The sequence below is a fragment of the Pseudomonas saudiphocaensis genome, from assembly GCF_000756775.1.
Taxonomy (GTDB): domain Bacteria; phylum Pseudomonadota; class Gammaproteobacteria; order Pseudomonadales; family Pseudomonadaceae; genus Stutzerimonas; species Stutzerimonas saudiphocaensis.
This window is the reverse complement of record NZ_CCSF01000001.1, coordinates 695,857-721,622: the sequence shown is the minus strand read 5'-3', so window position 1 is coordinate 721,622 and position 25,766 is coordinate 695,857. Positions and strand designations below refer to the sequence as shown.

Sequence of the window (25,766 nt, the reverse complement as noted above, 5' to 3'; positions counted from 1 at the left end):
CACTGCTGAAAACGGATCGCACTATACCTTAAGCTTCTGAAAATGTGAAAGTTTTTTAACGCCTTGGCGATTTATTTCCGCAAGACCTGCAGCACTTCCTCCAGCTCAGAAATCATCTGACGGATCATCTGCTTGTACTGAGTGGTGTCTTCGCGCGCCTCGTCGCCGGAGAGACGCTGCCTGGCACCGCCAATTGTGAAGCCCTGATCATAAAGAAGCGCCCGAATCTGGCGAATCATCAGCACGTCCTGACGCTGGTAGTAGCGCCTGTTGCCGCGGCGCTTTACCGGGTTTAGCTGTGGGAATTCCTGTTCCCAGTAACGCAGTACGTGGGGCTTTACCGCGCAGAGTTCACTGACCTCACCAATGGTGAAATAGCGCTTGCCCGGTATCGTCGGAAGCTCGTCGTTATGGCTTGGTTCCAGCATAGGCCTCGACCCTGGCTTTGAGTTTCTGCCCCGGACGGAAAGTCACGACACGGCGTGCCGTAATCGGAATTTCCTCACCGGTCTTGGGGTTGCGCCCAGGCCGCTGACGCTTATCGCGCAGATCAAAGTTGCCGAACCCGGACAACTTGACTTGCTCGTTCTGCTCCAGCGCCTGGCGAATTTCCTCAAAAAACAGCTCGACCAGTTCCTTGGCTTCGCGCTTATTTAAGCCTAGCTCTTCATAAAGACGTTCGGCCATTTCAGCTTTCGTCAGAGCCCCCATACGCTATTTCCTTAACGTGGCGTTGTACCTTTCTTCCAGGGAGGCGAGGATTTTCTGCATCGCACCGCTCACCTCATCGTCGGTAAGAGTGCGCGAAGGGTGCTGCCAGGTCAAGCCGACTGCCATACTTTTGCTAAGCGGATCAATACCTTTTCCCTGATAAACGTCAAATAGCTTGAGGTCCGCCAGGTTATCGCCCGCCGCTTCGCGGATGCAGCCCAGCACATCGCCTGCAGGAACATCGGTTGCCACAAGAATCGCCAGATCGCGACGCACCTCGGGGAAACGCGAAAGCTCGCTGAAGCGCGGCAGTCGCCCCTCGCTGATTTCTGCAATCAACAGCTCGAAAAGGTAAACCGGCTGATCGATATCCAGCGTGGCAGCCAGCTCCGGATGCAGGCTGCCGGCGTATCCGACCAGACGCCCTTCCCGTTCGATGCGCGCCGTCTGTCCGGGATGCAGCGCAGGATGTTCAGCGGCGATAAAGGTATAGGCCGAGGCATCACCAGCGTAGCCGAGCACGGCCTCGATATCGGCTTTCATGTCGTGGAAGTCGACCGTTTCGCGCCCATTGCTCCAAGCTTCTGGCAAACGGCTTCCGGTCACGACGCCGGCGAGCATCGCTTCCTGCTTCAACTCGCCAAGCTGACCTACAAAACGCAAACCGCTTTCAAACAGACGAACACGCGTTTGCTGACGGTTCAGGTTGTACTGCAGCGCCTTGATCAGTCCCGGCCACAGCGTTGACCGCATGGCAGCCATATCCGAGGAAATCGGGTTGGCCAGCTGCAGCGGCTCAACACCAGGACTGAACAGTTCGAACAGTTTCGGATCGATGAAGCTGTAGGTAATCGCTTCTTGATAACCGCGTGCGACTAACAGGCGGCGAAAGGCCGGCAGTTCGGCACGGGCTTCTGGCTTGGCCTCGGGTGCAAGGCGCGCCTGGGGATAACGAACTGGCAAGCGGTCGTAACCATACAGCCGCCCCAGTTCTTCAATAAGGTCGACCTCAAGGCTGATATCGAAACGATGGCTGGGCACGCTGACTTCCCAGCAGCCCTGCGACTTCTCGACAACGCCCAAGCCCAACGCAGAAAGCAGCGAGACGACCTGCCCTGCCGGCAGCTCCAGTCCGAGCATCTGATCGATACGCTCAGCACGCAATACTATCGGCGCGACTTCCGGTAGATCGGCTTCACTGGTGACATCGATAACCGGACCGGCGCTGCCACCGACGATCTGCAGCAACAGCGCGGTAGCGCGCTCCATAGCGCGGCGAGCAAGCTGGGAATCTACACCACGCTCGTAGCGATGCGAGGCATCGGTATGCAGCCCGTAGGAACGCGCCTTGCCTGCAAGGGCAATGGTGTCGAAGAAGGCGCTTTCCAGGAACAGATCCTGCGTCGAAGCGCTCACACCGCTGTGCTCACCGCCCATCACACCGGCAATTGCGAGAGCGCGCTGATGGTCGGCAATCACCAGCGTATCGGCGCGCAGCGAAACTTCCTGTCCGTCGAGCAGGACGATCTTTTCCTGCTCTTCAGCCATCCGCACTCGAATGCCGCCATTGATTTCGGCAAGATCGAAGGCATGCAACGGCTGCCCCAGCTCAAGCATCACGTAGTTGGTGACATCCACTACCGCGTCGATGCTGCGGATATCGGAGCGACGCAAGCGCTCGACCATCCACAGCGGTGTTGGACGAGACAGATCGACACCGCGAATTACCCGACCGAGATAACGCGGACAGGCTTTCGGCGCGAGCACTTCAACCGGACGCACTTCGTCATGAGTGGCAGCCACGGGGGCTACATCAACCGGCGAGACTTCTGCTGCGTAAATTGCGCCTACTTCACGGGCAAGCCCGGCGATGGAAAGGCAGTCGCCACGGTTCGGCGTCAGGCCAATCTCGATGCTTGCATCGTCCAGCCCCAAGTACCCTCGCAGATCGCCACCCACCGGGGCATCTTCCGCCAGCTCCATGAGGCCGCTGTCATCGGTGCCGATCTGCAACTCGGTTTCCGAGCACAGCATGCCGTTGGATTCGACACCACGAAGCTTGGCCTTCTTGATTTTGAAGTCCCCTGGCAGCTTGGCGCCGATCATGGCGAAGGGGATTTTCAGACCGGGACGCACGTTGGGCGCACCACAGACCACTTGAAAGGTTTCGCTGCCATTGCTGACCTGGCACACGCGCAGCTTATCGGCGTCGGGATGCTGTTCGGTGCTAAGCACTTCGCCCACGACCACACCGCTGAACTCACCGGCAACCGGAGTAACCGCATCCACCTCCAGGCCAACCATCGACAGCCGTGCCACAAGCTCCTCACGGGAAACCTGTGGATTGACCCAAGTACGCAACCACTGTTCGCTGAATTTCATCCTGCTCTCCTAAAGATGCCTTGACTGAACCCGAACCTAGCGAAACTGCGCCAGGAATCTCAGGTCGTTATCGAAGAACAGGCGCAAATCGTTGACGCCATAACGCAACATGGCCAGCCGCTCGGCACCCATGCCAAAAGCAAAGCCCTGATATTTCTCTGGGTCGATCCCAGACATGCGCAGCACGTTCGGATGCACCATTCCGCAGCCCATAACCTCGAGCCAGCCGGTCTGCTTGCATACCCTACAACCCTTGCCACTGCACATCACACACTGCATATCCACTTCAGCCGAAGGCTCGGTAAAGGGGAAGAACGAGGGACGGAAACGAACGCCTAGCGGCTTCTCAAAGAACACCCGCAGGAATTGCTCGATAGTGCCTTTCAGGTCGGCGAAGCTGATGTCTTCGTCGACCAGCAGACCTTCGACCTGATGGAACATCGGCGAGTGAGTGATATCCGAGTCACAGCGATAAACCCGCCCCGGGCAGACGATGCGGATCGGCGGCTGCTGCGACTCCATGGTGCGCACCTGTACCGGGGAGGTGTGAGTACGCAGCAGCATGCGGGCATCGAAATAGAAGGTATCGTGCATCGCCCGCGCAGGGTGATGCCCCGGAATATTCAACGCTTCGAAGTTGTGATAGTCGTCCTCGACTTCCGGGCCTTCAGCAACGCTGTAACCGATATGACTGAAGAACTGCTCGATTCGCTCAAGCGTACGGGTAACCGGATGCAGTCCGCCGCTGGCTTCGCCGCGACCAGGCAAGGTCACATCGATGCGTTCGGCAGCAAGCCTGGCGCTCAGTGCTGCCTGCTCAAGAAGGGCCTTCTTCGCATTCAGCTCGTCCTGTACACGACTTTTGGCCGCGTTGATCAGGGCGCCGGCCTTCGGTCGCTCTTCGGCAGACAGCTTGCCCAGCGTCTGCATGACCTGGGTCAGCTCGCCTTTCTTACCGAGGTATTGGACCCGGATCTGCTCCAGGGCATTAGTGTCTTGGCTATGTTGCACCGCCTCAAGCGCTTGCGAGACCAGTGCATCCAGGTTTTCCATGTACAACCTCCAGAGGTTCTTGCAGAACCGCACCCAGCGACAGCAGCAATGAGCGCACCGCCAGATGCACTTTTGAAAAAGCCCCTTCAGATACGAAATAGGGGAAGAGCACAAGGCTCTTCCCCTATCGGTGACGCTACGAACCCGAAGGTCCGAGATTATCGATGGGCTTAGGCCAGAGAAGCTTTAGCTTTTTCGACAATCGCAGCAAACGCTGCTTTTTCACTCACTGCCAGGTCGGCCAGAACCTTGCGGTCGATCTCGATGGACGACTTTCTCAAGCCGGCGATCAGACGGCTGTAGGACAGACCATTCTGACGAGCACCAGCGTTGATACGGGCGATCCACAGAGCGCGGAACTGACGCTTGCGCTGACGGCGGTCACGGTAGGCGTATTGGCCAGCCTTGATTACCGCCTGCTTGGCAACACGGAACACGCGCGAGCGAGCACCGTAGTAACCTTTGGCGAGTTTCAGAATTTTCTTGTGACGGCGACGAGCGACGACACCACGCTTAACACGAGCCATGAGTTATTCCTCTGTTCTTGACCGATTAACGTACGCGCAGCATGCGCTCTACTTTTGCGTTGTCAGACGGGTGCATCAGAGATGTACCACGCAGCTGACGCTTACGCTTGGTAGTCATTTTGGTCAGGATGTGGCTCTTGAAAGCGTGCTTGTGCTTGAAGCCGTTAGCAGTCTTCTTGAAGCGCTTCGCAGCACCACTTTTAGTCTTCATCTTTGGCATGTTCGGTACTCCACATTGTGAGTGATTACAAATAACCGCAAGGCCTGCCAGTGCCCTGGTGGTTACTTTTTCTTCTTGGGAGCGATGACCATGATCAGCTGGCGTCCTTCCATCTTCGGATGCTGTTCGACCGAACCATATTCCGCCAGGTCAGCCTCGACCCGCTTCAACAGTTCCATCCCCAGCTCCTGATGGGCCATCTCACGACCGCGGAATCTCAACGATACCTTGGCCCTGTCCCCTTCATTCAGGAAACGCATCAGGTTGCGTAGCTTGACCTGATAGTCGCCCTCTTCCGTCCCTGGACGAAACTTGACTTCTTTGACTTGAATTTGTTTCTGGTTCTTTTTCGCCGCAGCAATCTGCTTCTTTTTCTCGAACAGATGCTTGCCATAATCCATCACCCGGCATACTGGGGGTGTTGCATCGGCTGAGATTTCAACCAGATCCAGCTTCGCTTCTTCAGCGATACGAAGCGCTTCATCAATCGAGACGATGCCAATCTGCTCGCCATCAGCACCAATCAAACGGACCTCACGAGCCGAGATATTCTCGTTGATCGGGGCCTTGGGTGCAGCTCGTTTATCCTGTCTCATTTCACGCTTAATAGTGATTACTCCAATTCTTGGCGACCACGCCGGGAAACCGCTTGTGCGAGCAACCGGGCGAAGTCATCTAGAGGCATGGAGCCCAGATCGGTTCCTTCACGGGTGCGCACGGCAACGGATCGTGTCTCGACTTCCCGATCTCCAATAACCAGAAGATAGGGAACCTTGAGCAAGGTATGCTCGCGGATTTTAAAGCCGATCTTCTCGTTTCTCAAGTCGGACTTGGCACGGAAGCCACTCTGATTGAGCGTTTTCTCCACTTCGGTCGCGAAGTCGGCCTGCTTATCAGTGATATTCATCACCACCGCTTGCGTCGGTGCCAGCCAAGCTGGAAACGCCCCTTCGTAATGTTCGATGAGGATGCCGATAAAGCGCTCGAAGGACCCCAGGATCGCACGGTGCAACATGACCGGATGCTGACGATCGTTGTTCTCGCTAACGTATTCGGCACCCAGGCGCATCGGCAGATTGAAGTCCAGCTGCAACGTACCGCACTGCCAAACACGACCCAGGCAGTCTTTCAGCGAGAATTCGATCTTCGGCCCGTAGAAAGCGCCTTCGCCAGGCTGCAGCTCGTAGGGAAGCCCGGCGCTGTCGAGCGCAGCCGCCAGAGCCGCCTCGGCACGATCCCAAAGATCATCTGAGCCGACACGCTTTTCGGGGCGAGTGGAGAGCTTCAACTCGATATCGTCAAAGCCAAAGTCGGCATACACCGCCTGCGTCAGACGAATGAAATCCGCCGACTCGGACTGCATCTGCTCTTCAGTGCAGAAGATATGCGCGTCATCCTGAGTAAAACCACGTACCCGCATGATGCCGTGCAACGCGCCCGATGGCTCGTTGCGGTGACAGGCACCGAACTCGGCCAGGCGCAACGGCAGCTCGCGGTAGCTCTTCAGACCCTGGTTGTACACCTGAACATGACACGGGCAGTTCATCGGCTTGATCGCGTAATCGCGGCTTTCCGATTCAGTGGTAAACATGTTTTCGGCGTAGTTGGCCCAGTGCCCAGATTTCTCCCAGAGCACACGGTCAACGACCTGCGGCGTGCGAATCTCCTGGTAGCCGTTCTCACGCTGCACTTGGCGCATGTACTGCTCTAGCACCTGGTAAAGTGTCCAGCCGTTCGGGTGCCAGAAAACCATACCCGGCGCCTCTTCCTGGGCATGGAACAGCCCCAGGCGCTTGCCGATTTTGCGATGGTCGCGCTTCTCGGCTTCTTCTATGCGCTGGATATAAGCCGCCAGCTGCTTCTTGTCCGCCCAGGCGGTACCGTAAATACGCTGCAACTGCTCATTCTTCGCATCACCGCGCCAATAGGCGCCGGAGAACTTGGTCAGTTTGAAGGACTTGAGAAAGCGCGTATTGGGCACGTGCGGCCCGCGACACATATCGACGTATTCTTCGTGGTAGTACAGGCCCATGGACTGCTCGTCCGGCATGTCCTCGATCAGACGCAGCTTGTACTCCTCGCCGCGCGCCTGGAACACCTCGATGACCTCGGCCCGAGGAGTGACCTTCTTGATCACGTCATACTCGGTGTCGATCAGCTCCTTCATGCGCTGCTCGATGGCCGCCATGTCTTCCGGCGTGAAAGGGCGATCAAAGGCGATGTCGTAATAGAAGCCTTCAGCGATCACCGGGCCGATAACCATCTTCGCCGAGGGATAGAGCTGCTTGACCGCATGCCCGACCAAGTGCGCGCATGAGTGGCGAATGATCTCCAGCCCCTCTTCATCCTTGGCCGTGATGATTTGCAGGGTTGCGTCGCTCTCGATCAGGTCGCAGGCATCGACCAGGCGACCGTTAACCTTGCCCGCAATGGTTGCCTTGGCAAGACCAGCGCCAATGGATTGCGCTACTTCAGCAACGGAAACCGGGTGATCGAACGAGCGCTGACTGCCGTCAGGAAGAGTAATGATGGGCATGGCGCCTCCTCTCCTAGTGGTGACCCCTACCAAAGGCCACGTGGGTTGGGATGAGCCAGGAAAGCGATTCGCTGGTTGCTCTGCCGCACAATGGCAGTAGCCCTGAGGCCGAACGGCGCGAACCGAAGTCACTGGAGGATAAAGAAACTAACCGGCCGACCCTTTATAAGTCGAGCAATAAAAAAGGGCCGCTAGCGCGACCCTTTTCTCGGAATTTGGTAGGCACAATTGGATTCGAACCAACGACCCCCACCATGTCAAGGTGGTGCTCTAACCAACTGAGCTATGTGCCTCCGATGGACGCGCATTCTATAGATCCGCTTACCAGCGTCAAGCTTTTTTTTCGCTAAGCCACTGATATCTGTGATTTTTGAAAACACCCCGCAGCGCAGCTGTGATTCCTGTGGTGCGAATTCATCCATGGCGATAGCATCGCGTAAAATATTCAGAACAGGGGTTCACGAAATGCCGCACACGCCCTATCCCGACTCATACTATGCAGCCTCCGCGAATGCCGCACCGATTCGTGAACACCTGAACGAGGCCGTTGAAACCGATGTTTGCGTAATCGGTGCGGGCTATACCGGGCTTTCCACGGCACTCTTTCTTCTGGAACAGGGCTATCGAGTCGTAGTGCTGGAGGCTGCACGAGTAGGCTTCGGCGCCTCCGGACGCAACGGCGGGCAGATCGTTAACAGTTATAGCCGCGATATCGATACCGTCGAGCGCAGCGCCGGCCCGGACGCAGCCCAACTGATCGGCGCGATGGCGTTCGAGGGCGGGCGGATCATTCGAGAGCGAGTCGCGCGCTACGGCATCGACTGCGACCTAAAGAACGGTGGCGTATTCGCTGCCTTCAATGCCAGGCAGATGCACCATCTGGAAGCGCAAAAAGCGCTATGGGAACGCTACGGTTACGACCAGCTGGAGTTGCTCGACCGCAGCGGCATACGCAATGTGGTGGCCTGTGAGCGCTACTGCGGCGGCATGCTGGACCACGGCGGCGGCCATATTCACCCGCTCAACCTTGCGCTGGGCGAGGCCGCTGCGGTGGAATCCCTGGGCGGCAGCATTTACGAGCAAAGCCCGGCGACTCGTATCGACCGTGGTCAATCACCCTGCGTACATACGGCCCACGGCCGGGTCAGCGCGAAATTCGTAGTAGTTGCGGGCAACGCCTATCTTGGCGGCCTGGTGCCGGAGCTTGCAGCCAAATCCATGCCCTGCGGAACTCAGGTCATCGCCACGGAGCCGTTGGGCGATGAGCTTGCCGCCAGCCTGCTCCCGCAGGATTACTGCGTTGAGGACTGCAACTATCTGCTCGACTACTTCCGGCTGTCGGCAGATAAGCGCCTGATTTATGGGGGTGGCGTGGTCTATGGTGCACGCGATCCCGCAGATATCGATTCGATTATTCGCGCGAAGATGCTCAAGACCTTTCCACAATTGCATGGCATTCGCACAGAGTTTGCCTGGACCGGCAACTTCCTCCTGACGCTGTCGCGCCTGCCACAAGTGGGGCGGATCGGCGACAACATCTACTATTCACAAGGCTGCAGCGGGCATGGAGTGACCTATACGCATCTGGCCGGGAAAATCCTCGCCGAGGCGTTGCGCGGCCAGGCCGAGCGCTTTGACGCCTTCGCCGGCTTGCCGCACTACCCGTTCCCCGGAGGGCAACGCTTCAGCGCACCTCTGAGCGCATTAGGCGCGCTGTATTACAGCCTGCGCGATCGACTAGGCTTCTGATCAATCCGCCGGGCAGCGGGGAAGTGGCGCACAGGCGGCTCCCTGCTCACGCTGTGGGGACAAGCTGGCAGCGAAGCGTTTGTCCTCCGGCGCCAACTGCACAGCACAGGCTTTCGCGCTGAAGGCCTGCGCCTCGCAGCCACGTTCAGCAAGCACCTGGGCCAGGTTAAACCAGCCGACGGCGAACCCCTCATCACTGGCGATACTGCTACGCAATGCGCTTTCCGCTGATTTCCTGTCGCCCTTTGCGTACAGGCTGTTCGCCAGGGCAAACCAGGACAAACCACCGTTCCAATGTCGCGTGGCCGTCCTGTAAGCCTTAAGCGCAGCCTCCTCGCGCCCGGTCTGCTCCAGATCATTTGCTGCCTTGAGCCATACGGTTTCCGTGGCCCCGGCGGGCAGTCGATCCGGCGCAATGGTTACTACAGCCCAACGATTGCCCTTGATCCAGCTGCGTTCGAACTGACGGAAGCTGCCTGTCCAACGCTCGGTAGTGCCAGAACGCAGAATGATCGTCTGGCTCACCAGGTCATATCCCACGACAACCGCGAAGTGCCATTGAGGCCAGCGGTCAAACGCAAGGTTCTGCAACACCAACACCGGGTTACCCGCTGCTACTTCGGCAAGCAACGTATCCAGGCGCGGCTCCAGCGGATAAACCAGCAAGTCGTGAGCTCGTGCCGCGGCTACCATCTCAACCTGCAGGCTGCCCTTTCGCTCCGGGAGATAAACACGGCCCACCAATTGTTCAGGATCCGTGTCGACACCGCGATGCGTCAGCATGGTTGCCAGCGCCGCGGGTCCACATTGGTAGGCATCCTGCGGGAAAAACGGCACCTCAACCAACTCGACCCGCTCCGGCAGATCCGGTGTCGTCACGACCACCGGACTGCGCGCGCAGGCGCCGAGCAGAATGGCTCCAGTCAGCAGGAGCAGTTTCCTAATCAACGGTTGATGCAGTTGATGAAGTTGAAGATGTTGGTCGCGCAAAGCATGTCAGTGATGATGAAAATCACCAGAAACAGCACGATGATGCCGACAACACCCGCGCCAGCCGGCGCCTGATCCAACTGCTGATTGAATTGCGCAAGCTCCGCTGGCGTCAGACTGTTGATGCGTTGCTCAACCTGAGCACGTTCGACGCCCATGGACTCAAGCTTCTTCTGTACATCGGCGTCTTCGAGCATCGTCAGCAACTGCTGGCGGTCAACCTGCTGCTGGTGTTCGGCAATGACTTCCGGCGTGCCTATCATTGCAGCCTGGGCCAGGGGGATTTGCGCAAACAGCATAAAGTGCATCACAGCCAAAATGCTGGCTACTCGTTTCATCAGGGACGACTTGAACATGGCGGAACTCCTTATCATTGTTCGTCAGCCCCTTGCGCCATCGCAACGGGCCACCGCAGCTAAGACGGCGCGGCGGCTACGCCAGTTCCCTACCCGAGGCTCTTCGCACTCATCCATACGGAGCACGCATGAAAACAACTCGAACCAGCATTCTGATCCTGCTCGGCGTGGCGCTGGCAGGCTGCCAGGCCTTGACCCCAGATCACTCCCCTTCCGCCACTGGAGATTGCAACGCTGCCGCAGTGCAAGAACTGGTCGGCAAACAGGCCAGCCCTGAATTGCTCGACCAGAGCCGACGCGACAGCGGCGCCAGAGTGGCGCGCCTGCTTCGGCCTGGCGATGTGGTCACCCTTGAATACAACGCCCAGCGACTGAACCTGACAACCGACGAAGACGGTCGCATTCAGCGCGTCAGCTGCGGATAGCGCGCTTTACTGCGTCGCCACAGCACGCGCGCGCAAGCGGGTCGCTGATATCGGTTGGGGCGGCGATAGCAGAAAGTGGAAGTTGTAGCGCTGAATGATCATCTGCGCCAGCAGAGGCGCTGCAAGCCCCACCAGGGTACCAATCAGCAGGTGTGCTGCTATGGAATCTATACCCAGGAAAGCGCTCATGATCACCCGAACCCCGCTGCCAGCGAGAATATGCATCAGATATATCGTCATTGATGACGCACCAACGAACAGAAGCCACTGGATACGAAATCGCCCCAGCCACATCGACAGCGTCACCATGAACAGAATCGAGATCGTCGCCAGCACAAGCACCGGAAGCCCCCCGACGTCCCAGGTAAGCCCAAGGGTTATATGAAACACATACTGCCCAAGCACGAACAATGCGCCGAACAGCAGCGCCAGATATGCATGGCGCGCCAAAAGGAATGCCTTGATTTCGTTGATCCAGATACCCAACGCGAAGAACACGGCATTGCCGAGAACAAACTGAAGAGCGCTGTTTGATGGCATGTCCTGCCTAAACACGTAAAGACCGGAAAACGCCAGCAGTATGGGCAGAAAGAGGCGGCGACTGGCCTTGGCATAAACAAAGGTACACACCACGAAGACCAGAAACAGCGCGTATAGAAACCAGAACTGCGCGCGTGGCGACCAGACCAGGGAAGACAGCACCTGCGCGACGGTCAAGCTGCCATTGGTGTAGTCCGACAAGACCACCTCGAACATCCCCTGCAGCAGTGACCAGAGCAGAAACGGATAAACGATAGTATCGATCTTGTTGACGATCAGTCCTGTCCTGCCCCGCTTCATCAGAGAGTCATAGAAGAACAGCCCCGAAAGAAAGAAGAACAACGGCATATGGAAGCTGTAGATGATGCTGTCTACAAGCAGATATCGACCCTCATCCATCGGCAAGCCGGCATTGAAGACCCCGCGCGCAACATGCCCGTAGACCACCAGAATAATGCCGATCCCCTTGGCGTAATCGACCCAGGCGTTTCTCTCCTGCATCCCTCTTCTCCTAATCAGCGACCTTTGACAGGGCCATAGCAGACACACCACCCACCGTTACCGGCGTGTTGAAAAGGCGTAGACAATGGAAAGCCCGATCTGTTTGTCAGCTGATCAGGAAGAGGATCTCTGAGGGCTGGACATTGCGCCAACCCTCAGAAAGGCTGAGGTCAGCCAAGCAGCTCGGCAAAAGAAATAAATATCACCGTGTCGCCTTCACTTAGGCGGCTGTGCTCGGGTATCACCACCAGCCCGTCGGCCCAGGCTGCGCTGCGCAGGATGGACGAACTCTGGTTGGGATATAGCACCGCCCTGCCCGACTCCAGCCTCGCACGCAAATACTCGCGACGGGTGCCGGGCTTATCCCAGACAAAACCGGCCGGTACCGGGAAACTCAGCGGTGCCACCTCAGTAACGCCCATGCGGCGCAGCAGATACGGCCTTGCAAACAACCCGAACGTCACCAACGTCGATGCCGGATTACCGGGCAGACCGATTACCGCCACGCCACGGTATGTGCCACAGGTAAGCGGCTTGCCTGGTTTGATGGCCAGCTTCCAGAACGCCAGCTCACCGTCCTCACGCATGACTTGCCCCAGGTAGTCGGCCTCACCAACCGAAACACCGCCGGTAGACAGAATCAGATCAACGTCATGCAATGCCTCCAGACAGCGTCGGACCTGAAGCGGATCATCCGGCACAATTCCACCATCAACCACCTCGCACCCCAGGCGCTGCAGCCAGTTGCGCAACAGCACGCGATTGCTGTTGTAGATCTGACCAGGAGCCAACGGCCGCCCCGGCTCGACCAACTCATCGCCTGAGGAGAGCAGCGCTACCCTGAGCCTGCGAATCACCGTCAAACGATCAATTCCCAACGATGCGGCAAGCCCCAACTCGATCGGCCCCATCACCACACCGGCCTTTAGCACCGTTTCCCCGCGCCGCGCTTCGCCCGCCTGCGGCCGCACGTGCTGGCCAAGCCTGACCGGATTGAGGAAGCGCACCCGGCCATCTTCGAGAACCTCGACATTCTCCTGCATTTCAACGGTATCGGCGCCCTCCGGCATAGGCGCCCCCGTGAAGATCCTGGCGCAGCAGCCCGGCTGCAAGGGTTGCGGCTGGGTGCCGGCAAAGATCTTCTGACAGACCACCAACGGCTGGCCGTCAAGATCCGCTTGGCGCAGGGCATAACCATCCATGGCGCTATTGGGCCACGGCGGCAGATCCAAAGCTGCAACCAGAGGTTCACCGAGCACGCGCCCCGCGACCTCCTCCAGCGCAACGCTCTCAACATCCTGAATCGAAGTACTCTGCGCCAGCTTAAGCAGGGCTTCGCGCGCGTCGTCCACCGACATCAGCGCAGTAGTTGCCGCTGTCATGAGCGGCTCTCGCACGGTGCCGCCTGCTTGAGGTGTGGGACAAAGTTACAGGGACGATGCCGTGCATCAAGCTGCTCGGCGAGGATGCCATCCCAGGCAGTTCTGCAGGCATTGGTCGAGCCAGGCATGCAGCAAACCAGCGTAGAGTTGGCCAAACCAGCCAAGGCGCGTGACTGCACAGTGGAGGTGCCAATATCTGCCACGGAAAGCTGCCGAAACAGCTCACCAAAGCCATCTACCTGCTTATCCAAAAGGCAAGCTACTGCTTCCGGCGTACTGTCGCGCCCGGTAAAGCCGGTGCCTCCGGTGATAAGAACAACCTGTACGATGTCTTCAGCTATCCAATGCGCAACCTGTGCGCGAATCCGGTAGAGGTCGTCTTTTAGCAGCACGCGCTCGGCAAGCCGGTGCCCAGCCGCCAGAAGTCTGTCGACAAGCAGCTGACCAGAGGTATCGGTATCCAGCGAACGGGTATCGCTGACCGTCAGAACGGCGATATTGAGGGGTACAAACGATTGTTCGGCAAGGTGACTCATAAAACGACTTCCAGTTGTTAGCCTGCGATGCCGGGTGTTATATCACAGGCTTTTGCCGGAGCCTCTTGATGCCACAGCACCTGCTTGCCGATTGCTCGATACTGTTGCTCGCTGGCGGCCGCGGACAGCGAATGGGCGGCAAGGACAAAGGCCTGGTGGAATGGCATGGCAAGCCTCTAGTGGCCTGGCCACAACGGATAGCACGTCCCCTGACGGACGACCTGCTTATCTCATGCAATCGCAACCACGACCTATACGCGACCTTCGCCGACCGCCTGATAACCGACAACGAAACAGGCTTTCCCGGCCCCCTTGCCGGCATTCGTGCAGGTCTTGCCGCAGCGCGCCATCGCTGGCTACTGGTGCTCCCGTGCGATGCACCATTGATTGACGAAGCATTACTTACAGACCTGTACAACTCTGCACGCCAAGCGCCGGACACCCCCGTCATGGTTCGGCGCGGCGAACAATGGGAGCCACTTTTCTGCGTGATAGCACTCAGTCAGGCCGACGCTATAGAAACCGCCTGGCAAGCTGGCGAACGAAGCAATTGGCGCATCCTCCTGAAACTGGGCGCGCGCAGCCTCGACCTACCCGAAAACGATCCTCGACTGGCCAACCTGAACTCTCCTGAACTGCTCTCCCAGCAAAGCCCGCCCGTGGGAACTTGACGCTGCCCCAGAACGTCACAGCCACATCCCAAGTAATGAGGAGAGACATCATGCGTTCAGGAATCGCCCCCACTCTGACATTGCTGTTCGGCCTGTTCCTGCTTGCCGGCTGCTCCAGCCCCAGCGTCATTACGCTCAACGATGGTCGCGAAATCCAAACACTGGATCGGCCGGATTTCGACGAGGAATCAGGCTTTTATGAATTTGAAGCACTGGACGGCAAACCCGGCAAGGTCAACAAGGACCAGGTTCGCACCGTCAAGGAGCTCTGAACGGCAGACGCTCGCTATGTGCCGGGGAAATGGCACCGGCACATTCAAAAAACGCGCGCTAAGCTCTTGTGAAACAAAAGTATTTCTGTAAAATGCGCGCCATCTTCGGAGCGTAGCGCAGCTTGGTAGCGCGTCTCGTTCGGGACGAGAAGGTCGCTGGTTCGAATCCAGTCGCTCCGACCATTTCCCGCTCGGAACACTTATCGTGTTTCTGACCAAAAAACCGGCCATTGCAGCCGGTTTTTTTGTTTTCGCCTGGCGCACGTTGAAGCTCAGTCACGTAGAAACCAGACCACCTGCTCGGTTTCAAACGGCCAGTCCAGCTCCGCCCCCGTATCAACCCTTCTTAATACAGGAATACGCAAGCCGTACTCCTCGACCCATTCGCTCCTGTCTGCCACATCCAGCAGCTCCACCAACAATCCGTGCTCAACCAACGGCATTACCACCGCTTCAGCCTGCTCACATAAGTGGCAACCTAAGGTTCCAAACAGCTGGCATTCAGGAAGCATTGGTGAGGACTCGTCAAAAGATTACAGAAGGCAATTCTAGCAGGCTACGAAGGGTGAACCTGGCGGGCTGGCAATATCCTACCTTTGAAGTAACCGCTAAAAAGCGTGACGCCGAACTCACTCAAACGAGAGTTTGACTTCTGCATTCGACTCGCAGCCAGCTAAGCGGTAGGATTCGGCAGCCCTCCCAGAACTGGAGCTGGCGGGCAGGCAAGGCAGGCCACCCAATTCGGTAGTGTATTGATGTTCGAAACGGCAACTATCAGTACACAACAGCGATACCGGATGAGCCGCTACGCCTTGACGTATAATGCCTAAAGACTAAGGTCTAAAGGCTGAAATAATAATGAAGTGTTTTATTGAGTGTCGCCGTAAGAGCGACCTTTAGAGCATCATCCAACGAGGAGAACAAGAAATGCTCAAGACCCCAATCGCCCGGGGCGTGGCCCTGGCCACTCTGGGAGCAACCCTGGCCATGCCATCCATGGTCCAAGCTGCTTTTATTGAAGATACAAAGGCTAGCCTGGAGCTGCGTAACTTCTATTTCAACCGTGATTACCGAGGCGAAGGCGGTAATGCCGGTCAATCCAAGCAGGACGAATGGGCACAAGGCTTCCTGCTGCGCATTGAGTCCGGCTTCACCGAAGGTACCGTTGGTTTTGGCGTCGACGCATTGGGGCTGTTGGGCGTGAAACTCGACTCGGGCGGAAGTGGAGATGATCGCCGCACGGGAACAGGCCTGCTGCCCGCCGGCGCATCAGGCGCACCTGATGATTACTCATCTCTTGGCGTAGCTGCAAAATTCAAAGTATCCGAGACCATCCTGAAGGCCGGTACCCTCCAGCTCAAGAACATGGCGATTTCTTCAAGCGACTCCCGCCTGCTGCCACAAACCTTCCAAGGCGCGCAGATTGTCTCTAAGGAAGTCGAAGGACTGACTCTGGATGCCGGGTATATCAACCGTGCAAATCATCGCAACTCGTCCAACAATCAAGGTTTGGCTTATGGCGGCAAGGGTGCCGGCATTGCCGGTGCAGTCATCACCGAAGATGCAGATGATTTCTTCTTCGCGGGTGGTAGCTATAAAGCTCTCGACAACCTGACCGCTTCCTACTACTACAGCGAACTCGAGAATATCTACAAGCAGCACAGCACTAACCTGGTTCACGTTCTGCCGCTGGGCGACAAGCAGTCGCTGAAAACTGATCTCCGCTATGCGCGTTCGACTGATGATGGTTCCTCCAACATCGACAACAAAGCGCTTGGAGCAATGGTCACTTACTCGCTCAGCGGTCACTCGTTTGGCCTGGGCTATCAGCAGATGAGCGGCGACACAGGCTTTGCTTATGTCGGCGAGTCCACTGACCCGTTCTTGGTCAACTATGTCCAGATCAATGACTTCGCATTTGAAGACATGAAATCTTGGCAAGCTCGCTATGACTTCAACTTTGCGTCTATCGGTATCCCTGGCCTGACCTTCATGACTCGCTATGTTACCGGCGATAACGTTGATCGCGGCGTAGGTCAGTCCGAAGGCAAGATGTGGGAGCGTGATATGGATATCGGCTACACCTTCCAGGAAGGCGCACTGAAAAACCTGAACGTCAAGTGGCGTAACGCTACTGCCCGCAACAACTTCCAGAGCGCTACCAACGTCGACGAAAACCGTCTGATCGTCAGCTACACCATCCCGCTGATGTAAATAGCGCTACTGCCTCCCACGCAGTGAAAGAAAACCCGCTTCGGCGGGTTTTCTTTTTTAAAGCGGATCGATTCGCGGATGCATCCCCATAAATCGGAATGCCTTCGTTAATACTGGAGTTGCCTTTAAAGGGCTCGATGTACACCGCCTAGGAGCAGGCTACGCCCACGCGTACGGGCTACGCTTGATATATTTCTTCTCAGGCCTAACCCGCCCCCCGCCGCCTTGATCCGCAGCATTTCTTCTCTGCAACCAAGCGGGAACCTTGGCCGGGCGTCGCGCTCGAAACTTGAGGCAACGGGACTTTTCGTCCTGCAGACTCTAGAGGAGAAGCAGATGTCTACCGAATCCACTTTCGGCACCAGCGATAACACCCCTATTCCGGACGCAAACGGAACAACAAGCTCGCTGTTCGACAAATCCGCTCATCGCCGCAATCTTCAAGCGGCCCAAAACGCGCTGGTTGAAGAATTCCACACCCTCATCGCCGATACTGAACGTCTGCTCAAGCACACCCAGGAAACCGCAGGCACCCAGACCGAAGAGCTTCGCGCAAAAATCACTGCGAATATGACCCGCGCACGGGAAATGCTGAAGGATCAGGAAGGCACGCTGCGAAATCAGAGCGAAGCGGCCATCCAATGCACCGAAGAGTACGTTCAGACGCACCCTTGGCAGTCCATCGGCATCGCTGCCGGCGCTGGCTTTCTTCTCGGCCTGATCATGCGCCGCTGATGAAGGAACATAGGCCAATGGATGCCAAATACTCCGATGAAGCACCTACGCCGTCCCTTAAAAAAATGGGCGGCGCGCTTGTAGGCCTCCTTCAAGGGCATCTGGAACTGGTCGGCATTGAACTGCAGGAAGAACGCAGCCGCGTATTCCGGTTGTTCCTGCTGGCCAGTATCAGCCTGATACTGGGCCTGCTGATTCTGGTCGGACTTTCAGCGGCCGTCGTTATCGCCTTTTGGGACAGCAACCCCATCGTGGCGATTCTGGTCCTTTGCGCCGTCTACGCGGTTGCGATGGCGATCTGTATCAGCCGTGCCATCCGTCTTGCCAAGGCCTGTGCTTCTCCCTTCCAGGCAACGGTCGAGGAGCTGGCACGCAATCAGGAGCGTTTACTGCCATGAGTCTCCCCTTGAGCACATCCAGCGACCTGGCCATGCGTAAGGATCTGATTCGGCTGCGCATGGAAATGCATCGTCAGCAGATTCTCTACCACAGGCAACCGCTCACGCATCCCCTGCAGCGCATCAAGCACATGATGAGCAATCGCGGGGCCTCCAGAGGGGGCGATACCAAGGGGCCTCTGATGTTGGCAGCGACCGCTACGCTCGCTCTTTTCGGGCCGCGCCTTGGTAAAGTCGGCAAGCTCGCGCGCCTGGGACTGACGTTCTATCCGCTGATTCGTAAGCTGCGTCAATAGGCCGGGCAAAGGTTCCAGACCTATATGGTTCTGTAGGCTGGAACTGCTGTACGCTCGCGTCTTCATAACGGCAATAACAAGGAATGCGCCGCTACAGCAGCTGGCTTGCGCTGCTCGGCATGCCAGGCCACTGGCGGTTGCTACAAGGAGATAGCCCCTTTGGATTGGCATACGCTGCTTAATCGTGAACGCCTAGGAAAGTCTGTTCAAAGCACTGAAGAACTTGGTCGAAGCCCGTTTCACAAGGATCACGACAGGGTCATTTTTTCTGGCGCCTTCCGCAGGCTCGGGCGCAAGACACAAGTGCACCCGGTATCCAGCAACGACCATATCCATACCCGCCTGACCCATTCTCTGGAAGTCAGCTGTGTTGGCCGCTCGCTCGGCATGCGTGTAGGTGAAGTGCTGCGCGACAGTCTCCCCGAATGGTGTACGCCGGCCGACCTCGGCATGATCGTGCAGTCGGGTTGTCTTGCCCACGATATAGGCAATCCGCCATTCGGCCACTCGGGGGAAGACGCCATCCGCCACTGGTTCCAACAGGCTGCTGGACGCGGCTGGCTGGACGACATGAACGACGCGCAGCGCACCGACTTCCTCAACTTCGAAGGCAATGCGCAGGGTTTCCGTGTGCTGACCCAGCTCGAATACCACCAGTTCGACGGCGGCATGCGGCTGACCTACGCCACTCTCGGCACTTATCTCAAGTACCCATGGACCTCGCGTCACGCCGAGGCGCTCGGCTACAAAAAGCACAAGTTCGGTTGCTACCAGAGCGAGTTGCCGCTGCTGGAACAGATCGCCTCAAAACTGGGGCTGCCGCAACTGGAGGAACAGCGCTGGGCGCGCCATCCATTGGTATATCTGATGGAGGCGGCAGATGACATCTGCTACGGCCTGATCGACCTTGAAGACGGCCTGGAAATGGAGCTGCTCAACTACAGCGAAGTGGAAACGCTGCTGCTGGACCTGGTCGGCGATGACCTGCCGGAAACCTACCGCCTGCTCGGCCCGAATGATTCACGTAGGCGTAAGCTGGCGATTCTCAGAGGCAAGGCCATCGAGCACCTGACCAATGCTGCGGCTCACGCTTTCGTAGAACAGCAGGATGCGCTGCTGGCGGGCACCCTTGTCGGTGATCTGGTTGAGCATATGCACGGCCCGGCCAAGCAATGCGTAGTGCAGGCCAAAGGCATGGCGCGCGAGAAGATCTTCCAGGACAAGCGCAAGACGCTGCACGAGATCGGTGCCTATACCACCCTTGAAATCCTGCTCAACGCTTTCTGTGGCGCAGCACTTGAACAGCACGGCGGGCGCACCCCTTCGTTCAAGAATCGCCGGATACTGGATCTGCTTGGCAGCAATGCTCCCGATCCTGATTGGCCTCTTTATCGCTCCTTCCTGCGCATGATCGACTTCATCGCGGGGATGACCGATAGCTATGCCACCGAAATGGCCAGCGAAATGACCGGACGCTCGAGTCCTACGTGAGTAGCATGAAAAGGGCCCTGTGGCGCAGAAACAGCTGGAAGCCGGCTCCGCCTACCTGGGGAGCGGCGGCGATTACCGGTCTGGGCTGCGCACTGCCGCTTCTGCTCGGGCTATTCAGCGGGCACCCCGGATTTCTCTGGGCAACCCTTGGCGCCTTCCAGGCCGCCAGAGCCAACCCTCTTCATCGCCTCGGCATGCTGCGCATGCTGTTGCAGATTGCATTGGGCGCTTGTAGTGCCGGCCTTGGTTTCTGGGCGGCGTCATATCCGCTGATCAGCATGAGCCTGTTCGCCTGCTACGGCTTACTGCTGGCCTGGCTGCAACGCTACGGTAACGAAGCAGGCAAGTTGGGAATCGGCCTTGCCATCTGTCTGTGCCTTGGCCAGGGCCAATACGGCATAGGTGATTTCAATAACCCGCAGGCGATCGCGATGCTGTTTGTCTTGGGCGGACTCTGGGTCATGCTGCTGGCTTTCGGCCTACGCGGCATGAACGCACTGCGGATGTGGCCCTATATGCCGCGCCTGCTGAGCGTGATCAGGGTCTTGCGGCGCCGGGCAAGACGTACCTCGGCTCGTCAGTGGCGCCTACAGGCGCTGACGCATCTGCTGGCAGCTGCACTGGGCGGTCTGATTGTGGTCATCGCAGACCTTCCACGCGGCTACTGGCTGACACTGGCGATACTGGTAGTTTTGCAGATGGATGTGCAACGCAGCCTGGCGCGTGCACTGCAGGCAAGCCTTGGGATTTTGTGCATAGCCGCCATCCTGATCTACATGGGCTACAGCCTCGTGGATCCGCCACTGATGGTAATGATCCTGCTGCCGCTGCTGGTACTCAGCCGGGCATTTCAGGCATATCACTACAGGCTTTTTGTGCTGCAGACGACGCTGAGCTTCATTCTGCTGACTGAAACGCTTGCCCTGGATTGGGACATGCCGCAGGTGCGTCTGATCAACGCCACAATAGGCGTCGGCATTGCACTGGGCGTCACTTTGCTGGTCTATCTGGTGCGTCAGCTAATCGCCCGCCTTGCATTGCGCAAAGCCGGGCGACCAGCCTCAACCGCATCTGATCACGACATTAGCCGGGACCGGGACGACTCGCTCACGCCTTGACGTTGATCTCGTTTTCCGGGTACCAGACGTCCATCAGCGGGCTTACGCTGAACTCGGCCAGCTCGCTACGACCCTTGAGCCATGCTTCGACCTGGCCACGCTGCTCTTCGCTTACCGAGCCCCGCTTGCCCAGGCAGACGAAACCATAGTCCTCGCCACCGATGTAACCCAGGCCGTTGGCTTCCATGGCTTCGACCAGAAAAGCTTCCAGGAAAGTGTCTACCGCTGCGGCATCGATGCCTTCAACGTAGGTCAGCGTGACTTCAAAGCCCAGTTCCTGGAACTCGTCGACACAGAGTTTTTTGCGCAAGCGACGCGAGCGATTGGTAGCCATTGAAACGGTCCTTTCTTGACGGGATATCGGCGCGCACTCTAACAGCTACGCCGCACTTGTGCGATTGCCGACGCTCGTTGGCAGGCTGCCTGTCTGGAAAAGCCATACATTGCGGCAAATCCCTTTGCAGAAGCTCGAACCGGCCGGCTACGCTTGGCAACATGTGCAGTAGTTCACTTTTGGCGCGAGCATAGTGTCTCGTTATTTCTTCCCTGAAAGCTGTAGGGAATCTTCATGTCATTTATTCCATATCTTCCCATGCGCAGGTTCATACGCCCTCTTACAATTGCCGCACTGGCCCTGCCGCTGGCTTTCCAGGCAGCTGCCGAAACGGTCAATCAACGTTTGCCAGCCAGCGTCGCCAAGGCGCTGCAAGCCAACAAGATCGAGAGCGACGCCCTCTCCGTTGTGCTCCTGCCACTCAACGCCAGCGCAGCGCCGACCTTCATCAACGCCGATATCTCGATCAACCCGGCCTCGACCATGAAGCTGGTGACAACCTATGCGGCGCTGGAGTTGCTGGGCCCCAATCACCAATGGAAGACCGAGTTCTACGCCGACGGCCCCATCGAGAACGGCACCCTCAACGGCAACCTCTACCTCAAGGGCGGCGGCGACCCCAAGCTGAACATGGAAAAGCTCTGGCTGCTTTTGCGCGACCTGCGTGCCAATGGGGTGGAAACGGTGACAGGAGACCTGGTACTCGACCGCAGCCATTTCCTGCAGCCGGATCTGCCGGAATTCGATGACGACGGCAACGACCAGAACAAGCCCTTTCTCGTAAGCCCCGACTCGCTGCTCGTCAACCTCAAGGCGCTGCGCTTCATCGCCCGCAACAACGACGGCAAGGTGAATGTGCTGGTTGAACCGCCAATTGCTACGGTGCGCATCGACAACCGCATCGAAGCCCTGCCCAAAGCCAAGTGCCCCGGCTGGCCGGACATTCGCTATAACCCCATCGAAGAGGCCGACGGTGTCCGGGTGGTAGTTACCGGCAAGCTGCCGGCCGGCTGCAGTGGGCAGACCTACCTGTCATTACTGGACCATCAGCGCTATGCCGCAGGTGCAGTGCGGGCAATCTGGCAGGAACTGGGCGGGAGCATCCTCGGGCAAGACCGCGTGGCCACGGTGCCGGACAGTGCGCGGATGATTGCCCGCGCCTGGTCGCCGGATCTGGTGGAAATCATTCGCGACATCAACAAATACAGCAACAACACCATGGCCAAGCAGCTGTTCCTGAGCCTGGGTGCAGAATTCCGCAATGAAGCGGACCCTGATGACGCCATGGCCGCGCAGCGTGTCATACGGCAGTGGTTGGCAAAGAAAGGGCTGATCTCACCGCATCTGGTGATAGAAAACGGCTCGGGACTCTCCCGCGACGAGCGAATCAGCGCGCGGGAAATGGCCAGTCTGCTGCAAGCTGCTTGGAAAAGCCCCTTCGCCGCCGAGTTCATCTCATCGATGCCCGTAGCCGCGCTGGACGGCACCATGCGCAAGCGCCTGCACAACACTGGTGTTGCCGGCAAGGCGCACATAAAAACCGGGACTTTGAACAATGTGCGAGCCATCGCCGGCTACAGCCGAGACAGCGATGGCAACACCTGGGCCGTGGTCGCCATCCTCAACCACCCTCGCCCGTGGGGTGCATCGTCGGTGCTGGATCAGGTGCTGGTTAGCCTGTACAACCAGCGCAGTGAGAGTACTGCCCAACGTTGATGACCGTAGGGTGGACAACGCGAAGCTTATCCACCGATCCGTGCAACGCCAGATCGGTGGATGAAAAGCCTCATCCACCCTACGCCCTAGCGTACCCGCCCGACCTGCGACTCCAGCTCTTCCTTGCTGAAGTCGTCCACATCGATGACCTTGCGCCGAGCTGCTTCGGCGCTGCGCAGCCTCGCCCCCTCCTCGACTGAGAGCAAGCCGGCCTCCAGCGCCGCCTCAGTCACGTCCTGCCCGGTAGTCGGCGCCAGCTCTCCACGCTTGATGGCCTGCTGCAACTTCCTGTTCAGCGGCTGGGTTTCGGCAAGAACGGCGAAGGCCTCCCTAAGCGCACCGAGCGGCTCGTCCGCGCTATCCGGTCGATAGAGACCATCGAGAATCTGCTCAAGGGCCGCGTCCCCTTCAGGGCGACCGAGGATAGCGGCGATCTCGGCATCCAACTCATCAGACGGCCCTGTATGGCGTGCGCCAAAGGGGAACACCAACACCTGCAGCACACAGCCGAGGATTCGGTTGGGGAAGTTGGCGAGGGTATCAGCCAACGCTTGCTCGGCCTTACACAGGCAGTCCTCCAGGGCCCAGCGCAACAAGGGGGCTTGCTCTGCCGGATGGCCCAGGTCCTGATAACGCTTGAGCGCGGCGGATGCCAGATAAAGATGACTAAGCACATCGCCCAGGCGCGCCGAAAGTCGTTCGCGGCGCTTGAGTTCGCCCCCGAGCAGCATCATGGACAGGTCGGCCAGCATGGCGAAGGCCGCTGCAATACGGTTCAACGCGCGGAAATAAGGACGCATCAGATCGCTGCCCGGCGCTTTGCCGAGCAGCCCGAACGTCAAACCGAGCACCAGCGTGCCGGCGGTGTTACCGACCGCGAAACCGATATGCTGCATCAGCAAGCTGTCGAACTTTTGCACGGCCACATCGCGATCCGGCTCCTGTACCAACTCCATTTCACGCAGCACAAACGGATGGCAGCGAATCGCGCCCTGGCCAAAAATCATCAGGTTACGCGAAAGGATGTTGGCGCCTTCCACGGTGATGGAGATCGGGGCGGACAGCCATAGACGGCCCAGATAGTTCTTCGGCCCAAGGATGATGCCCTTGCCACCGTGAATATCCATGGCATCGGTAATGCATTGGCGGCCGCGCTCGGTCAGGTGGTACTTAAGAATGGCCGAGAGCACCGAAGGCTTTTCGCCCATGTCCACGGCGTTGGCAGTGAGGATGCGTGCGCTGTCCATCAGCCATGCGTTGCCGCCGATGCGTGCCAGCGGCTCCTGGATACCTTCGAAGGCTGCCAGCGGCACATTGAACTGCTCGCGAATCTGAGCATAGCGACCACTGACATAGCTGCAGGTCTTGGCCGCGCTGACGCCCGTTGCCGGTAGCGAGATGGAGCGGCCGACCGACAGGCAGTTCATCAGCATCATCCAACCCTTGCCGATCATTTCACGACCACCAATGATGGCGTCCAGCGGGACGAACACATCCTTGCCCCAGTTCGGCCCGTTCATAAAGGCCGCACCCAATGGCAGATGGCGCCGGCCAATTTCGACGCCGGCAGTATCCGTGGGAATCAGCGCCAGGCTGATCCCCAGGTTTTCTTCGCTGCCGAGCAGATGCTCGGGGTCATATGTTTTGAAGGCGACCCCAAGCAGGGTCGCCACCGGCCCGAGGGTGATGTAGCGTTTTTCCCAATTGAGGCGGAGGCCGAGCACTTCTTCGCCCTGCCACATGCCTCGACAGATCACCCCACTGTCGTTCATCGCGCCCGCATCCGAGCCGGCATAGGGGCCGGTTAGCGCGAAACAGGGAATATCGGTGCCGTTGGCCAGACGCGGCAAATAATGATTGCGCTGACCCTCGGTGCCGTAATGCATCAGCAGTTCAGCCGGTCCGAGCGAATTGGGCACCATGACGGTGCTGGCGAGGTCGCCGCTCCGGGTGGCCAGCTTCATCACGATCTGTGAATGCGCGTAGGCGGAGAAGCCCTTGCCGCCGTACTCCTTGGGAATGATCAGCGCGAAGAAGCCTTCAGCCTTGATGTAATCCCAGGCCTGCGGCGGCAGGTCCAGACGCTGGCCGATATCCCAGTCGCTGACCATCGCGCAAAGAGTTTCGGTAGGGCCATCGAGAAACGCCTGTTCTTCCTCGGTCAGCCGGGCTTTCGGATAGCCCAGCAAAATGTTCCAGTCCGGCCGACCGCTGAATAGTTCGCCGTCCCACCAGACGCTGCCGGCTTCGATGGCATCGCGCTCGGTGGCGGATATCGGCGGCAGGACCTTCTTGAACCAGTCGAACATCGGTGCGCTGATGTATTTGATCCGCAGGTCTGCAACCAATAGCGGTACGGCAACGGCGATGAGCATCAACCAGAGAATGATCATCAGCCATACCGGAGCATCGCCCACGGTGCCCATCAGCAATAGGTACACCGCAACAATGGCCAGCGCCGGTACGGGCGAAACCCTTAGGTGTGCGATCACGGCGATGCCAAGCAGGAGAACAAGCAACCAGAGCAGGGTCATAGGGTTTCCTTAATGATGAAGGCGTCTTCCTTGAGCAAAGGCACCAGGCGCCAGCTGTGCGGAAGCGTCGGATACGCCT

At 58.2% G+C, this 25,766-nt stretch carries 27 protein-coding genes and 2 tRNA genes; 12 read left to right on the top strand and 17 right to left on the bottom strand.

Annotated elements, in window-relative coordinates; genetic code table 11:
* Positions 1-71 precede the first annotated feature (71 nt).
* The 9 genes from BN1079_RS03440 to BN1079_RS03400 all read right to left on the bottom strand — a co-directional run bounded on the left by BN1079_RS03440 (position 72) and on the right by BN1079_RS03400 (position 7,722).
* On the bottom strand, positions 72-428 hold the full coding sequence (locus tag BN1079_RS03440; protein ID WP_037022311.1) for a MerR family transcriptional regulator: 357 nt from the start codon (positions 426-428) through the stop codon (positions 72-74).
* Positions 409-711, bottom strand: coding sequence for an integration host factor subunit alpha (gene ihfA / locus BN1079_RS03435; RefSeq protein ID WP_037022310.1), 303 nt, complete (start codon positions 709-711; stop codon positions 409-411). The genes BN1079_RS03440 and ihfA overlap by 20 nt, the downstream gene beginning before the upstream one ends.
* Before the next feature lie 3 nt (positions 712-714).
* Complete coding sequence (gene pheT / locus BN1079_RS03430) at positions 715-3,093, bottom strand: phenylalanine--tRNA ligase subunit beta (protein ID WP_037022309.1); 2,379 nt, start codon at positions 3,091-3,093, stop codon at positions 715-717.
* Between the two features lie 36 nt (positions 3,094-3,129).
* Positions 3,130-4,146, bottom strand: a complete 1,017-nt coding sequence (gene pheS / locus BN1079_RS03425) for a phenylalanine--tRNA ligase subunit alpha (RefSeq protein ID WP_037022308.1) — start codon at positions 4,144-4,146, stop codon at positions 3,130-3,132.
* Positions 4,147-4,316: 170 nt separating this feature from the next.
* The gene (gene rplT, locus BN1079_RS03420) at positions 4,317-4,673 is read right to left on the bottom strand and encodes a 50S ribosomal protein L20 (RefSeq protein WP_037022307.1); all 357 of its coding nucleotides are present in this window, start codon (positions 4,671-4,673) and stop codon (positions 4,317-4,319) included.
* 25 nt (positions 4,674-4,698) lie between these two features.
* Complete coding sequence (gene rpmI / locus BN1079_RS03415; RefSeq protein WP_037022306.1) at positions 4,699-4,893, bottom strand: 50S ribosomal protein L35; 195 nt, start codon at positions 4,891-4,893, stop codon at positions 4,699-4,701.
* Positions 4,894-4,955: 62 nt separating this feature from the next.
* Positions 4,956-5,507: a translation initiation factor IF-3 gene (gene infC / locus BN1079_RS03410; protein ID WP_171819320.1), complete on the bottom strand. Its 552-nt coding sequence runs from the start codon at positions 5,505-5,507 to the stop codon at positions 4,956-4,958.
* Entirely contained in the window at positions 5,507-7,429 is a 1,923-nt protein-coding gene (gene thrS, locus BN1079_RS03405) for a threonine--tRNA ligase (RefSeq protein ID WP_037022303.1), read from the bottom strand. Before thrS ends, infC begins: the two co-directional genes overlap by 1 nt.
* 216 nt (positions 7,430-7,645) lie before the next feature.
* Positions 7,646-7,722: transfer RNA gene (locus BN1079_RS03400), tRNA-Val, on the bottom strand.
* 172 nt (positions 7,723-7,894) lie between these two features.
* Between BN1079_RS03400 and BN1079_RS03395 the strand changes: the two genes are divergently transcribed.
* On the top strand, positions 7,895-9,178 hold the full coding sequence (locus BN1079_RS03395; RefSeq protein WP_037022301.1) for an NAD(P)/FAD-dependent oxidoreductase: 1,284 nt from the start codon (positions 7,895-7,897) through the stop codon (positions 9,176-9,178).
* Here BN1079_RS03395 and BN1079_RS03390 read toward each other — a convergent pair whose 3' ends face one another.
* On the bottom strand, positions 9,179-10,126 hold the full coding sequence (locus BN1079_RS03390; RefSeq protein WP_171819319.1) for a PA2778 family cysteine peptidase: 948 nt from the start codon (positions 10,124-10,126) through the stop codon (positions 9,179-9,181).
* A complete protein-coding gene (locus BN1079_RS03385; protein ID WP_037022300.1) occupies positions 10,123-10,524 on the bottom strand; it encodes a PA2779 family protein in 402 nt (133 codons plus the stop codon). The genes BN1079_RS03390 and BN1079_RS03385 overlap by 4 nt, the downstream gene beginning before the upstream one ends.
* Positions 10,525-10,652: 128 nt before the next feature.
* Between BN1079_RS03385 and BN1079_RS03380 the strand changes: the two genes are divergently transcribed.
* A complete protein-coding gene (locus BN1079_RS03380) occupies positions 10,653-10,949 on the top strand; it encodes an I78 family peptidase inhibitor (protein ID WP_037022299.1) in 297 nt (98 codons plus the stop codon).
* 6 nt (positions 10,950-10,955) lie between these two features.
* Here BN1079_RS03380 and BN1079_RS03375 read toward each other — a convergent pair whose 3' ends face one another.
* The 3 genes from BN1079_RS03375 to moaB all read right to left on the bottom strand — a co-directional run bounded on the left by BN1079_RS03375 (position 10,956) and on the right by moaB (position 13,908).
* The gene (locus tag BN1079_RS03375; protein ID WP_037022298.1) at positions 10,956-11,990 is read right to left on the bottom strand and encodes an acyltransferase family protein; all 1,035 of its coding nucleotides are present in this window, start codon (positions 11,988-11,990) and stop codon (positions 10,956-10,958) included.
* A gap of 170 nt (positions 11,991-12,160) precedes the next feature.
* Complete coding sequence (locus tag BN1079_RS03370) at positions 12,161-13,372, bottom strand: molybdopterin molybdotransferase MoeA (RefSeq protein ID WP_037022297.1); 1,212 nt, start codon at positions 13,370-13,372, stop codon at positions 12,161-12,163.
* Positions 13,369-13,908, bottom strand: coding sequence for a molybdenum cofactor biosynthesis protein B (gene moaB / locus BN1079_RS03365; RefSeq protein WP_037022296.1), 540 nt, complete (start codon positions 13,906-13,908; stop codon positions 13,369-13,371). Before moaB ends, BN1079_RS03370 begins: the two co-directional genes overlap by 4 nt.
* A gap of 68 nt (positions 13,909-13,976) precedes the next feature.
* Here moaB and mobA point away from each other — a divergent pair, with 68 nt between their 5' ends.
* The 3 genes from mobA to BN1079_RS03350 all read left to right on the top strand — a co-directional run bounded on the left by mobA (position 13,977) and on the right by BN1079_RS03350 (position 15,034).
* Positions 13,977-14,579 (top strand): molybdenum cofactor guanylyltransferase MobA, encoded by a 603-nt coding sequence (gene mobA, locus BN1079_RS03360; protein WP_037022294.1) that lies wholly within the window; start codon positions 13,977-13,979, stop codon positions 14,577-14,579.
* A gap of 50 nt (positions 14,580-14,629) precedes the next feature.
* On the top strand, positions 14,630-14,851 hold the full coding sequence (locus BN1079_RS03355; RefSeq protein WP_037022292.1) for a YgdI/YgdR family lipoprotein: 222 nt from the start codon (positions 14,630-14,632) through the stop codon (positions 14,849-14,851).
* A 106-nt stretch (positions 14,852-14,957) separates the two neighbouring features.
* Positions 14,958-15,034: transfer RNA gene (locus tag BN1079_RS03350), tRNA-Pro, on the top strand.
* An 89-nt stretch (positions 15,035-15,123) separates the two neighbouring features.
* Here the strand turns inward: BN1079_RS03350 and BN1079_RS03345 are convergent.
* Positions 15,124-15,363, bottom strand: a complete 240-nt coding sequence (locus BN1079_RS03345) for a glutaredoxin family protein (protein WP_037022289.1) — start codon at positions 15,361-15,363, stop codon at positions 15,124-15,126.
* A 415-nt stretch (positions 15,364-15,778) separates the two neighbouring features.
* Between BN1079_RS03345 and BN1079_RS03340 the strand changes: the two genes are divergently transcribed.
* The 6 genes from BN1079_RS03340 to BN1079_RS03315 all read left to right on the top strand — a co-directional run bounded on the left by BN1079_RS03340 (position 15,779) and on the right by BN1079_RS03315 (position 21,103).
* Positions 15,779-17,065, top strand: coding sequence for an OprD family porin (locus BN1079_RS03340; protein ID WP_037022286.1), 1,287 nt, complete (start codon positions 15,779-15,781; stop codon positions 17,063-17,065).
* Positions 17,066-17,401: 336 nt separating this feature from the next.
* Positions 17,402-17,800 (top strand): ElaB/YgaM/YqjD family protein, encoded by a 399-nt coding sequence (locus BN1079_RS03335; protein WP_037022284.1) that lies wholly within the window; start codon positions 17,402-17,404, stop codon positions 17,798-17,800.
* Positions 17,801-17,817: 17 nt separating this feature from the next.
* The gene (locus tag BN1079_RS03330; RefSeq protein ID WP_037022281.1) at positions 17,818-18,198 is read left to right on the top strand and encodes a phage holin family protein; all 381 of its coding nucleotides are present in this window, start codon (positions 17,818-17,820) and stop codon (positions 18,196-18,198) included.
* Positions 18,195-18,494, top strand: coding sequence for a hypothetical protein (locus BN1079_RS03325; protein ID WP_037022278.1), 300 nt, complete (start codon positions 18,195-18,197; stop codon positions 18,492-18,494). The genes BN1079_RS03330 and BN1079_RS03325 overlap by 4 nt, the downstream gene beginning before the upstream one ends.
* 159 nt (positions 18,495-18,653) lie before the next feature.
* Positions 18,654-19,985, top strand: coding sequence for a deoxyguanosinetriphosphate triphosphohydrolase (locus BN1079_RS03320; RefSeq protein ID WP_037022275.1), 1,332 nt, complete (start codon positions 18,654-18,656; stop codon positions 19,983-19,985).
* Positions 19,986-19,990: 5 nt separating this feature from the next.
* A complete protein-coding gene (locus BN1079_RS03315) occupies positions 19,991-21,103 on the top strand; it encodes an FUSC family protein (protein ID WP_037022274.1) in 1,113 nt (370 codons plus the stop codon).
* Here BN1079_RS03315 and BN1079_RS03310 read toward each other — a convergent pair.
* Positions 21,093-21,437, bottom strand: coding sequence for a YggL 50S ribosome-binding family protein (locus tag BN1079_RS03310; protein ID WP_037022272.1), 345 nt, complete (start codon positions 21,435-21,437; stop codon positions 21,093-21,095). The two genes, BN1079_RS03315 and BN1079_RS03310, sit on opposite strands and share 11 nt — an antisense overlap.
* 258 nt (positions 21,438-21,695) lie before the next feature.
* Here BN1079_RS03310 and dacB point away from each other — a divergent pair, with 258 nt between their 5' ends.
* Positions 21,696-23,153 carry a D-alanyl-D-alanine carboxypeptidase/D-alanyl-D-alanine endopeptidase gene (dacB, locus tag BN1079_RS03305; RefSeq protein WP_037022271.1) on the top strand — a complete coding sequence of 486 codons (1,458 nt, stop codon included), beginning with the start codon at positions 21,696-21,698 and terminating at the stop codon, positions 23,151-23,153.
* A gap of 86 nt (positions 23,154-23,239) precedes the next feature.
* On the opposite strand, the gene BN1079_RS03300 is transcribed toward dacB, so the two are convergent.
* On the bottom strand, positions 23,240-25,687 hold the full coding sequence (locus tag BN1079_RS03300) for an acyl-CoA dehydrogenase (protein WP_037022270.1): 2,448 nt from the start codon (positions 25,685-25,687) through the stop codon (positions 23,240-23,242).
* Positions 25,688-25,766 lie beyond the last annotated feature (79 nt).

Excerpts from the sequence above, each read along its gene's own strand:
- BN1079_RS03330 (WP_037022281.1), top strand. The coding sequence starts at position 17,818 with ATGGATGCCAAATACTCCGATGAAGCACCTACGCCGTCCCTTAAAAAA.
- BN1079_RS03440 (WP_037022311.1), bottom strand. The coding sequence starts at position 428 with ATGCTGGAACCAAGCCATAACGACGAGCTTCCGACGATACCGGGCAAG.
- BN1079_RS03355 (WP_037022292.1), top strand. The coding sequence starts at position 14,630 with ATGCGTTCAGGAATCGCCCCCACTCTGACATTGCTGTTCGGCCTGTTC.
- pheT (WP_037022309.1), bottom strand. The coding sequence starts at position 3,093 with ATGAAATTCAGCGAACAGTGGTTGCGTACTTGGGTCAATCCACAGGTT.
- BN1079_RS03375 (WP_037022298.1), bottom strand. The coding sequence starts at position 11,990 with ATGCAGGAGAGAAACGCCTGGGTCGATTACGCCAAGGGGATCGGCATT.
- pheS (WP_037022308.1), bottom strand. The coding sequence starts at position 4,146 with ATGGAAAACCTGGATGCACTGGTCTCGCAAGCGCTTGAGGCGGTGCAA.
- BN1079_RS03380 (WP_037022299.1), top strand. The coding sequence starts at position 10,653 with ATGAAAACAACTCGAACCAGCATTCTGATCCTGCTCGGCGTGGCGCTG.
- dacB (WP_037022271.1), top strand. The coding sequence starts at position 21,696 with ATGCGCAGGTTCATACGCCCTCTTACAATTGCCGCACTGGCCCTGCCG.
- BN1079_RS03370 (WP_037022297.1), bottom strand. The coding sequence starts at position 13,372 with ATGACAGCGGCAACTACTGCGCTGATGTCGGTGGACGACGCGCGCGAA.
- BN1079_RS03335 (WP_037022284.1), top strand. The coding sequence starts at position 17,402 with ATGTCTACCGAATCCACTTTCGGCACCAGCGATAACACCCCTATTCCG.
- BN1079_RS03325 (WP_037022278.1), top strand. The coding sequence starts at position 18,195 with ATGAGTCTCCCCTTGAGCACATCCAGCGACCTGGCCATGCGTAAGGAT.
- BN1079_RS03395 (WP_037022301.1), top strand. The coding sequence starts at position 7,895 with ATGCCGCACACGCCCTATCCCGACTCATACTATGCAGCCTCCGCGAAT.
- BN1079_RS03315 (WP_037022274.1), top strand. The coding sequence starts at position 19,991 with ATGAAAAGGGCCCTGTGGCGCAGAAACAGCTGGAAGCCGGCTCCGCCT.
- rplT (WP_037022307.1), bottom strand. The coding sequence starts at position 4,673 with ATGGCTCGTGTTAAGCGTGGTGTCGTCGCTCGTCGCCGTCACAAGAAA.
- moaB (WP_037022296.1), bottom strand. The coding sequence starts at position 13,908 with ATGAGTCACCTTGCCGAACAATCGTTTGTACCCCTCAATATCGCCGTT.
- thrS (WP_037022303.1), bottom strand. The coding sequence starts at position 7,429 with ATGCCCATCATTACTCTTCCTGACGGCAGTCAGCGCTCGTTCGATCAC.
- BN1079_RS03345 (WP_037022289.1), bottom strand. The coding sequence starts at position 15,363 with ATGCTTCCTGAATGCCAGCTGTTTGGAACCTTAGGTTGCCACTTATGT.
- ihfA (WP_037022310.1), bottom strand. The coding sequence starts at position 711 with ATGGGGGCTCTGACGAAAGCTGAAATGGCCGAACGTCTTTATGAAGAG.
- BN1079_RS03340 (WP_037022286.1), top strand. The coding sequence starts at position 15,779 with ATGCTCAAGACCCCAATCGCCCGGGGCGTGGCCCTGGCCACTCTGGGA.
- BN1079_RS03385 (WP_037022300.1), bottom strand. The coding sequence starts at position 10,524 with ATGTTCAAGTCGTCCCTGATGAAACGAGTAGCCAGCATTTTGGCTGTG.
- BN1079_RS03300 (WP_037022270.1), bottom strand. The coding sequence starts at position 25,687 with ATGACCCTGCTCTGGTTGCTTGTTCTCCTGCTTGGCATCGCCGTGATC.
- BN1079_RS03310 (WP_037022272.1), bottom strand. The coding sequence starts at position 21,437 with ATGGCTACCAATCGCTCGCGTCGCTTGCGCAAAAAACTCTGTGTCGAC.
- rpmI (WP_037022306.1), bottom strand. The coding sequence starts at position 4,893 with ATGCCAAAGATGAAGACTAAAAGTGGTGCTGCGAAGCGCTTCAAGAAG.
- mobA (WP_037022294.1), top strand. The coding sequence starts at position 13,977 with ATGCCACAGCACCTGCTTGCCGATTGCTCGATACTGTTGCTCGCTGGC.